The sequence below is a fragment of the [Flexibacter] sp. ATCC 35208 genome, from assembly GCF_001975825.1.
GTDB lineage: Bacteria > Bacteroidota > Bacteroidia > Chitinophagales > Chitinophagaceae > Chitinophaga.
In genome coordinates this window covers 1-9,438 of sequence record NZ_MTKN01000117.1, presented here as the reverse complement: position 1 = coordinate 9,438, position 9,438 = coordinate 1, and the positions used below count along the sequence as shown (strand labels likewise).

The 9,438-nt window shown below is 40.4% G+C and carries 10 protein-coding genes and 1 tRNA gene; 6 read left to right on the top strand and 5 right to left on the bottom strand.

Features of this window, described 5'->3' with window-relative positions:
- Both BW716_RS37925 and BW716_RS33600 read left to right on the top strand, forming a co-directional pair.
- Positions 1 to 305 (top strand): hypothetical protein (locus tag BW716_RS37925; protein ID WP_220388890.1); only part of this gene is annotated, 305 nt, incomplete at its 5' end.
- 70 nt (positions 306 to 375) lie between these two features.
- A complete protein-coding gene (locus tag BW716_RS33600; protein ID WP_143709193.1) occupies positions 376 to 684 on the top strand; it encodes a hypothetical protein in 309 nt (102 codons plus the stop codon).
- 12 nt (positions 685 to 696) lie between these two features.
- On the opposite strand, the gene BW716_RS33595 is transcribed toward BW716_RS33600, so the two are convergent.
- Together BW716_RS33595 and BW716_RS37270 are read right to left on the bottom strand one after the other, a co-directional pair.
- Entirely contained in the window at positions 697 to 1,317 is a 621-nt protein-coding gene (locus BW716_RS33595; protein WP_143709192.1) for a hypothetical protein, read from the bottom strand.
- Positions 1,318 to 1,332: 15 nt separating this feature from the next.
- On the bottom strand, positions 1,333 to 1,494 hold the full coding sequence (locus tag BW716_RS37270) for a hypothetical protein (RefSeq protein ID WP_179091387.1): 162 nt from the start codon (positions 1,492 to 1,494) through the stop codon (positions 1,333 to 1,335).
- 499 nt (positions 1,495 to 1,993) lie between these two features.
- Here BW716_RS37270 and BW716_RS33590 point away from each other — a divergent pair, with 499 nt between their 5' ends.
- The gene (locus BW716_RS33590; protein WP_143709191.1) at positions 1,994 to 2,533 is read left to right on the top strand and encodes a hypothetical protein; all 540 of its coding nucleotides are present in this window, start codon (positions 1,994 to 1,996) and stop codon (positions 2,531 to 2,533) included.
- Here BW716_RS33590 and BW716_RS33585 read toward each other — a convergent pair whose 3' ends face one another.
- Positions 2,534 to 2,980 carry a hypothetical protein gene (locus tag BW716_RS33585; protein ID WP_083730430.1) on the bottom strand — a complete coding sequence of 149 codons (447 nt, stop codon included), beginning with the start codon at positions 2,978 to 2,980 and terminating at the stop codon, positions 2,534 to 2,536.
- Between the two features lie 153 nt (positions 2,981 to 3,133).
- Here BW716_RS33585 and BW716_RS33580 point away from each other — a divergent pair, with 153 nt between their 5' ends.
- Complete coding sequence (locus BW716_RS33580) at positions 3,134 to 4,210, top strand: nickel-binding protein (protein ID WP_083730429.1); 1,077 nt, start codon at positions 3,134 to 3,136, stop codon at positions 4,208 to 4,210.
- A 243-nt stretch (positions 4,211 to 4,453) separates the two neighbouring features.
- On the top strand, positions 4,454 to 4,732 hold the full coding sequence (locus tag BW716_RS33575; RefSeq protein ID WP_083730436.1) for a DUF4242 domain-containing protein: 279 nt from the start codon (positions 4,454 to 4,456) through the stop codon (positions 4,730 to 4,732).
- 444 nt (positions 4,733 to 5,176) lie between these two features.
- Here the strand turns inward: BW716_RS33575 and BW716_RS33570 are convergent, their stop codons facing one another.
- A complete protein-coding gene (locus BW716_RS33570) occupies positions 5,177 to 7,594 on the bottom strand; it encodes an ABC transporter permease (protein ID WP_083730435.1) in 2,418 nt (805 codons plus the stop codon).
- Between the two features lie 223 nt (positions 7,595 to 7,817).
- Here BW716_RS33570 and BW716_RS33565 point away from each other — a divergent pair.
- Positions 7,818 to 7,891, top strand: a tRNA-Pro gene (locus BW716_RS33565).
- A 28-nt stretch (positions 7,892 to 7,919) separates the two neighbouring features.
- On the opposite strand, the gene BW716_RS33560 is transcribed toward BW716_RS33565, so the two are convergent.
- Entirely contained in the window at positions 7,920 to 9,311 is a 1,392-nt protein-coding gene (locus BW716_RS33560; protein WP_143709190.1) for an IS4 family transposase, read from the bottom strand.
- Positions 9,312 to 9,438: the final 127 nt, after the last annotated feature.

The window sequence follows — 9,438 nt, the reverse complement described above, 5'->3', positions numbered from 1 at the left end:
TCTTCATAAGTTTAAACAACTTCATTATATCTATACAATTAGTTATAATTAACAAAAAAATAGTATATTTTAACTGGATTGATAGATCCAATAGTATGACAATACATAGTTATTTATCTTTTTTGGATGGCGATTGGTTTTTTAAGAAAATTAATTTTAATAAATTAGTCAATGAGCATCCTAATGATAAGAAGTTGAAAAGAAAAATCCAACTGATCAAGTTGGGTCAAAAGTTCAGTATTATCTTATTAGCGCTAATTGTCATTAATGCAGGTGTTTTAATATATTTTGATCAGACCATATGAACTGAAATTTATAATCGGAGTAATCCTTCTAGCAAGCAACTCCATTGAGTATAGATATGCATTAAAAAATATGGATATAAAAACTTCTATTAAAGAAATTACCAGAGCCCTGCGTGATAGGCCCAAAATGTTTTTTTTAGAGAATCCTGGTTATGATACATATAAAACATACATTAAAGGATTCTTGTTAGGTTTGGAAGCCGCTAATGATACCAAAATCTCATTAAAAATGACATTATGGTTTCAGAAGAAGCTGAATATTGAAGCCCGATATCATTGGACAGAAATGATTCCTATCCATTATAAAGATAAATCTGATGATGAACTGAAGGCCATTCTACTTCAGACCTTGATCGATTACGCTGAGGAAGAATTATAATATAAAGCTCTCTTATCTATTTAACAACGTATCCTCCATATGAATCGTCTTGTCCTGTTCCTGAACATACCCCCTTAATTGTCTTGTATCTGGCATATTCCCCTTTTGATATTTTTCCATCACCGTCAATGTAGTCACAATTTTTACCGCCTGATGCAGATCTGCAATCGCACTTTCTTTCGCCCCAATTGTTTTCAGTAATTCATTATGCTCACTAACCTGTGCATTATATTTCGCCAAACTACCTGCCACCAGCAACTTTATCTTTTCGCTCAATACGGAATCTTTAATTTCCGTAGCATCCCTGTCAGCTATGTGATAATATGACTGTATTTTCTGATTGAAATTGGAAAATGATTCAGTTGAATCCTGCTGACTTTTATTAAGTTCGTCAATCTGATCCTCTAATCTCTTTAATGCTGCATCTTGGGTCACCAGTTCCTCATAAAGGCTCTCAACTAAATTACTTCCCCCGCGTTTTGAAAATGTATAAGAACCCTTGTCTTCCAATGATTTTGGCGTCTCAATCAATGCCGGTACTTCTTGCTGAGGGCGATCCTGCAATCGCTGGCGGTTATGACAACCCGTAAGTATAAAAGCTATTAAGATGGGTATGAGAATTCTGACTGACATATAACGTTGTTTCTTTTAATCCTGATTTTTATTTCCACTGGCTACAATAGCTAATGAAAGCATGTTCGTTCCTGTGATGATAGCTTCCGGTAATAATGCCAGTCCTAATAGGCCCATAATAAAGGCTGTCAAGCAAAGTAGCACAGTAAGTTCTTCCACGAAGGAATATCTATTCATGGGTAATTACCTGTATTACTGCAGTGATGTCCCTCCGTAAATATACTTTTAAAATTGAAGTATCATAATGTAAAAAAGGATCGCCCTAAAAAATAAGACGATCCTGAAATTGTAAGGTAAAAATACGCCAGAGTATATCTATCAGGTGCGCTACCATTACGCCATCGCGCTTTTTACAGCGCGAACAGGACTCGAACCTGTACCCCCCTGATCCAACGAAGTAACTCTAACTACGACACTTTCAATTTGATAAAACAAAGGTATACCTCAAATGCGCAGTCTTTTTGCGCAGGTGTAATTATTTCTTCCATTTCCTATGTAGCTACGGTGTGACTATACTTCCATAAGTACATCATCCGTACATTAAAACTACACTTCTATATCGATTCGATATTGAGGTGCAGATATAGTGATGTATTAGTACTCAATTGGTAATATAGTCACACCGAAGTTCCGACCTATGCATTAACATTGAGCTTGTACCCCCAAATCAATTTTTATGGCTATTGTTATAAATAACATGCTCCTCCAACTCGTCCGTGGCACCCTGGGCGATCAACTCACTATCTATGAAAGGAACGGCCAGATTATCATGGCGAAAAAACGCGGTCCGTCAAAGAAAAAGCCAACAAAGAAGCAACTGGAAGCCAGGTATAAAATGAAAATTGCAGCGGCGTATGCGCGGACAATTCTACAGGACCCTGAGCTGAAGGCTTATTATAAGTCTTTGGCAGGCCCCGGGCAAAATGCTTATAACATGGCAGTAAAGGATGCTTTTAAGTCCCCAGAGGTGCAGAATATCCGGCTGGAAGCCACAGATGTAGTAGTGACAGCAAAAGACGAATTCAGGGTAGCAGAAGTGGACATTCACATCATAGATGCCGCAGGCAGTCTACAGGAAAGAGGGAAGGCCGTTTTAGGCCGGAATGGCGTGGATTGGTACTACAAAGCTGCCAGTCTGCCGCCAGGCGGCAGGATTGTAGCTGTGGCAGTGGACCTGGCTGGTAATGAAACATCTAAAGAACTACAGCTGGAATAATTACTTACCTGTTTTTACGAAAAAGGTGGCATTTCCCTTATTTACTTCCATCGTTATTTTATACACTTTGGAATCGTAAATATGCATCCAGTAGTCATCCATCCCGGGTGAACTATCTGGTGTCGTTCTCATGCTTGTCCCGTTCAGGTAATCGATCATCGCTTTTTGACCATATTCTGTAAAGGGAATGAAGTTGATAGAGGCGACATGATCCGTATTGTCAAAAAACGTGGTAACAATACAAAGACTTTCAATGTCCCTCCATTGGATAATATGAGGTTTTGCGGGATCGCCGGGTATATCGATGTTTTTTTTATCAACCCGTTTACAAGCCAGATAACTTTTAACTTCAGCACTTTTCCAGCCAATGAAAAAGTCCTGATACAATTGTCCATAGGAAAGAGTACGACAGGTGATAAGGAAAATAGTCAATACGATTTGCTTCATGAATTCACTTTAGACTGCCATATTACAAAAGAAACCCATGAAATCCAATTGCAAGGATTTTTGCTGAAAAGCGGAACTTAAAGTAACTTGTTGTACAATACACGATTGTTCGAACACTCAACCAGCATTTCGTCACCCCAACGAAATTGTCTTATGCCATTATTTATGGATATTCATATTATTCCCGGTGTTAAAGCCAGGGATGTCGCCGAAGCGCATCGGCAGGATATGCTATTGCAGGCGGACCATGCATGCAGCTGTATGACCTACTGGATCGATGAGGAAAGGGAAAACGTATTCTGCCTCATTGAAGCACCGGATAAAGAAGCAGTCATCTCCATGCACAACAAAGCACATGGACTGATACCACACAAGATTGTTGAAGTAAGCCGCGACCTGGTAGAATCTTTTTTAGGTCGGATATATGATCCCCACCATGCAACCGTTTCAGAAGATGGGTTAAAGGTATTTACAGATCCGTCGTTTCGCATCATTCTGCTCGCGACCATAAAAGACCCTATCCTCCTCCGCCATGAATTAGGTATTGCAAAAGCGAATGATTTATTGAACAATTATACCAGGTTGATCAGGCAAAACCTCGCCACTTTCGATGGTCGTGAAGTGCAATATCCCGGTACTGATTTCATAGCCTCTTTTACTTCAGCATCCAATGCAATTGCCTGCGCGAATGCTATTCATAAGGCTGTACAATACGAGGCGTGTCTGAAAATCAGCATCAATGGGGGAGAGCCCATTGCCACACACAATCATCTTTTTGGCGACACCATACAGTTTGCCCGGCTACTAAATTTTATCACTCATGATACCCGCATCGCCATTGCATCTATTGTGAAAGAAATGGCCATTAAAGATCATTGTCAAAATGTGTTTCATCTTTCTCCACCGGATGAAGTGTTGCTGCAACAGCTATTTAATACACTGGAAGCTAACTGGAAGAATGCTGATTTTACGGTAAGTGAATTTTGCACAGCAATGGTGATGAGTCAATCCCAGTTATATAGAAAAACAATGGAGCTCACAAAACTATCACCTAATTTATTACTAAAAGAGTTTCGACTGGAGAAGGCCAAAGCGTTGTTGAAAGAGAAGCGGTATAGTATAGCTCAAATAACCTATGATGCAGGGTTTACGAGCCCTTCTTATTTTACAAGGTGTTTTAAAAGTACTTATAAGATCCTCCCAATGGCTTATCTTGATCTGGTTGGTTGAATTGTACTAGTTCCTGAATGATTTGTTGTATGCTGTTCGAATATTGATATTTATTGAACGATTTGTTATACATACGTCTGTGCCGTTCGATTTATCTTTGGCATATCAAAACAAAATTAAACAATTGATATGAAAAAGTTCATTCATTACAGTACCCCAATTTTTATTTTATTCATTTTATTGGCCATTACAGGCAACGCACAAACAGTCAATAACAATTCAACAAACTCCAAAAAACCAGTTATGAAAACTTATGTAATAGAAAGGGAAATACCGGGTATCGGTCAGTTTACACCAGAACAGCTGAAGGCGGCTTCGCAAACTTCCTGTAAGGTGTTGAAGGATATAGGCCCTCAGATTGAGTGGATTCAGAGTTATGTGACAGGGAATAAACTGTATTGCATATATAAGGCGGAGAATGAAGAGTTGATAAAAGAACATGCAAAGAAAGGAGGGTTTCCGGCGAATGCTATCGTGGAAGTAAAGAATGTGATTAGTCCGGCTACTGCTGAAGAGAATTAACAGATAGTAGCTTATAAATATGAGAGGGGTTAATAAAAAAGATAGAAATTTAATTACCTCTGCATCCCCGATATTTTTTTAATGGGTGCCCGGAAACGAGACGTTGTGCAGCTATATAGAGCGCTTGCAGTAGGGGCGAGGCCCATTATTCACCCGAATTTTTAGAAAGGACTTCTTGCAAAAGGAGTCCTTTTTTGTTACAGTTCAATTACCGGGAATTCTCTTTTACGGTGTTGATAAAAGAGTTGAAGTATTCATCCTTCCAGATCTCCTCATTTACAACTATATCGCTTGTACATTTTGTACTTACCATTTTTGAAGGAAATATCAATTGGATAGTACTCTTCAAAATATCGTTTTAGTTTTTTGTTGAATCGGGGACATGGTGCGTACGCGCATACAATTTCATTTTATCCAATATCCCCGATTACTTTTTCTTATTTTTTATTCTGTTCTTAATGCTTTTATCGGGTTCATCAACGCCGCACGGAAAGACAGCACACTCACCGTGAGCAATGCCGTCACTATCGCCAATACCCCGGCCAGCGCCGGCATCCACCATTGTATAGCTACCTGGTATGCATAACCTGCCAGCCATTGCTGCATCGTCCACCATACTAAAGGTGTGGCAATTAAAATCGCAATCATCACCAGTTTGACAAAGTCGGAAGACAACAATGTCACAATACTTAAGGATGAAGCCCCTAACGCTTTACGCACGCCAATTTCTTTTACTCTTTGCTCAGTGGCATAGGTGGCTAGTCCAAATAATCCAAGACAGGCAATAAATATTGTCAGGATGGCAAAAGCCGCAAATAGCTCACCGAAGCGGGCATCCTGCTGGTATTGTTCGTTAAATGATTCGTCCAGGAATGAATATAAAAACGGATGACCCGGTACCGTCGTATTCCATGTTTGTTCCAGTTCATGGATGGTCTTTGTCATGTTATTGGTTTTCACCCGGAGTGATATTTTGTTGAATGTATCAAACGACGCTATTCTGATCACCAGTGGTTCTACCTGTTTGTGGAGGGAGATGTAATTGAAGTCTTTTACGACACCTATCACCGTGCCTGTACGTTCCCAATGTTCAAAGCGTTTCCCGATTATTTTAGCCGGATCAGCATATCCGAATTGTTTGGCAGCTGCTTCATTTATGATGAGTGATTGTACCGTATCCGCCGGAAATGCTCTGGAATATGCCCTGCCTGCAGCCATCTTTATTTCATAAGTTGGAATGAAGTCGAAATCAACTTCATATAAGGCAGGTGTTTCCATTTTCATGTCACCGGTAGTGGATTCAATAAAGGTGGTGCCATTCGGGAAGAAATCGCCGGGTACTGCTCTGGAAGCAGATACACTGGTGACGGCACTGTTGCTGGCCAGAATGGCTTTGATGGTTTCAATAGACATATTCACACTATAGTCTCCACCATAATCAATCACCAGCATCTGGTCCTGCCTGTAGCCAAGGGAATGTTGCCTGAGATGTTTCAGCTGGGAGTACACGATCATGGTACCTGCTATCAATCCTACGGAGAGACTGAACTGCACAATTACAAGGGTCTTTCTCAGTACAATACCTTTACCAGATGAGCGGAATTGCCCTTTCAGTACTTCTACCGGTCTGAAACTGGAAAGTACCCATGCAGGGTAACTGCCGGCCAGTAATCCCAGTACGAAAGGTAACACGATGAGGGTAGGTAGTATCCGCCACGATAACAGCGCCGCGTAAGTAATGGGTTTACCCGCTATTTCACGCATGAATGGCAGCAACAGCAGCGCAAGTATGATTGCTATAATCACCGCCATCAGGGATATCAATGTAGCTTCTGTGAGGAATTGGTATATCAATCCATTCTGGTGGGCGCCTACTGCTTTTCTGACGCCTACTTCCCTGGCCCGCTCCATAGAACGGGCAGTAGAGAGATTGACAAAGTTGATGCAGGCAATCAGCAGGATGAATATGCCCACAATGGAAAAGATGTAAATATTGGACATGCTGCCGGTAGCGCCAGGTTGCCGTTTGGCACTGGAATGCAGGTAGGCCGACTGCAAAGGTTCAAATGCAATGGTGTAATTATCTAAATCATTTTTTGCAAAATACTTATTGACAAAAGAAGGAATGCGCGCTTCCAGATTGTGGATGTTGGTCTGTGGTGGAATGAGGAAGTAAGTATAGAAATCAATGTATCCCCATTGGTTAAATATCTCCGGCCGCCATTTCATAAAGGTGCTCATGGAGATCAGCGCATTAAAACTTAGATGTGTATTCGGCGGCAAATCTTCCATGACACCGGTCACCAGTAATGTTTCTTTATGATCTGCCAATAATGATTGGCCTACGGCATCCCGGTCACCAAAGTATTTTCTGGCTACACTTTTGGTGAGCACGATACTGTAGGGTGCTACTAATGCTGTTTTGGGATTACCCGATAGCATTTTCCAGCTGAATATGTCGAAGGTGGTGGAATCTGCCATTACAATTCCCTTTTCCTGAAATCGCACCCCGTTGTGTTCCAGTAATAAGGTATTAGGACTGGTGAAGCGTGTCACCTTTTTTATTTCCGGGAAGTATTCCTGCAGGGCAGGGGCGACGGGGGCGTTTCCCCATACCTGGTATTCGGCTGGCGCAGGTGCTTTCGTGATGTCATGATCTTTCACATTCCGGTATGCATGCAGTACCCTGTAAATTTCGTTGTAATGAACGTTATACTTGTCGTACGATAATTCATCTGATACGTACAGGGCAATCATGATACAGCAGGTGATACCTACGGCAAGGCCAATGATGTTGATAGCAGAATAGGCTTTCTTTCTCTGTAGACTTCTCCAGGCGATCTTAAGGTGATTTTTTAGCATAATCGGGATGGGCCATTGATGGCGGGGTGGGTGGTGCAAAAAAGCTGCCATTTAAAGGGATGTAGTGCCATGGCGGGTATGGGGGGTTCAATATGTTCAAATGTGTACATTATGCTGACCGATAATGGACAGTCGGTTTTGAATTGTAAAGAGAAAGAAATTTTGAAAAAATAAAAAAATCATTACTTTTGCATCCCTGTGATTTTCACAGGATACCGGTTTTCGGGACGTAGCGCAGCCCGGTAGCGCGCTTGCATGGGGTGCAAGAGGTCGCTAGTTCGAATCTAGTCGTCCCGACTATTAAAAGCAAAACCCGTTCTTAGAGCTACCGTCTGGACAGATCTCTAAAAAGAATCCAGCCTTGCATGACTGCAGTAAATTTCTGCAGCCCCATCCAAAAAGTAGTGATGCCGGGTTTTCGTTCGGATAGATAGCCTTTCCAGCCACCTAATCTGGCTATAGCCCATATATATCTTTTCAAATCGGAAGATGTATATGGGTTTTTCAGTTTATCCGTTTTGCCTTCTAACTGTTCGATCTGATGTTCTAAACATTCCACTTCTTCCGCGGAGAAACAACTATGAGGGCATGATTCTTCGGGTATTGCATATGCGATTTGCATAATGAAGAGTTTGATAATAGTTTCAAGCATCATCAAGCATAGCTTTCGTATAGCTTTGGCCTGCGATAATTCGCTCGCCTCAATATTAAAACCTTCTTTCTTTAAAATTCGAAACACTTCTTCGATAACCCAACGGCAGGTATACCATTCTATACAAAGCAATGCTGTTTGCAAATCGTCTACCCTTTTTGTAGTTAATAATCTCCAATGAATGGGGGTCTTTATATCATCACCAACCTCTTTAGCTTCTATTGCATATAGGCTTATATTTTTCGGAAGATTTTTATTAATATAATTATTTCCACTGATCGTCACTGCCGAAAAACGAACCTCTATTTTTGCAGTTCTTTTTGTTGTACTTCTCCTTTTATCACCTTCTACTTTAACCTCATAGGAGCCTTGTAAAGGCTGGCTGGAAAGATATTCAAAGAGCTTTTGTTTTCCTTGTAGTATCCGATTTGTTTTGGCCCTGATAAGCAAGTGTGTCTTAGAATCGGGAACAATTGCAAATTGTTCATAAATATCTCCTTCTCTGTCCTGGATTATAATAATTTCACTGGCTGACTGTAAAGCTTGTTTACTTTTTAGTGAAGTCTCTATCCATCTATAAGATTCCTTACCCTCTATAGGAAGCATCTTTTTTTGATGGCTAACATCTTTCTTCGCCTGTTCATGGGATCTGTTCCAAATCTTTATTGTTGAAAAACCATAAGGCATGAAACTTTCTGCATCTATCACAAGTCCCGGATGTATATGAAACCCAAGACCATTAGTTGCCGCATTTGTCGTACCAATATAATCGTCCTTTTTTATCCTATTCTTGTGATTGTATAAATTAACATCACTGGTATCTTGTATGCACAAGACAGGCCTGCTTCCAACGCAGTTAACACAATTAGAAGACATGTTTCTGATGATCTCATCTTCACTAACATGGTCATTCTGTAGAAAACGGTAAATGGCTTTTGCCTCTGAATCATTACTAGCTAACCGTCGAATCGAATGGACACTATTAGCAAACAAGCGATTAAGAATAGAATTACCCCTATTCATTAATCGCTTGTCCTTAATCTCGTAAAAATACCTGCTTTGCACTTTTTATTTCAAAAATAGAAATAAAATGTGTCCAGACGGTAGTTCTTAGAGCGGTTTTTGCTTTTAATTTATAATATACATTGTTTGTAAATTACTCATAATCAACTCTAAGAACATGTTTAAAATT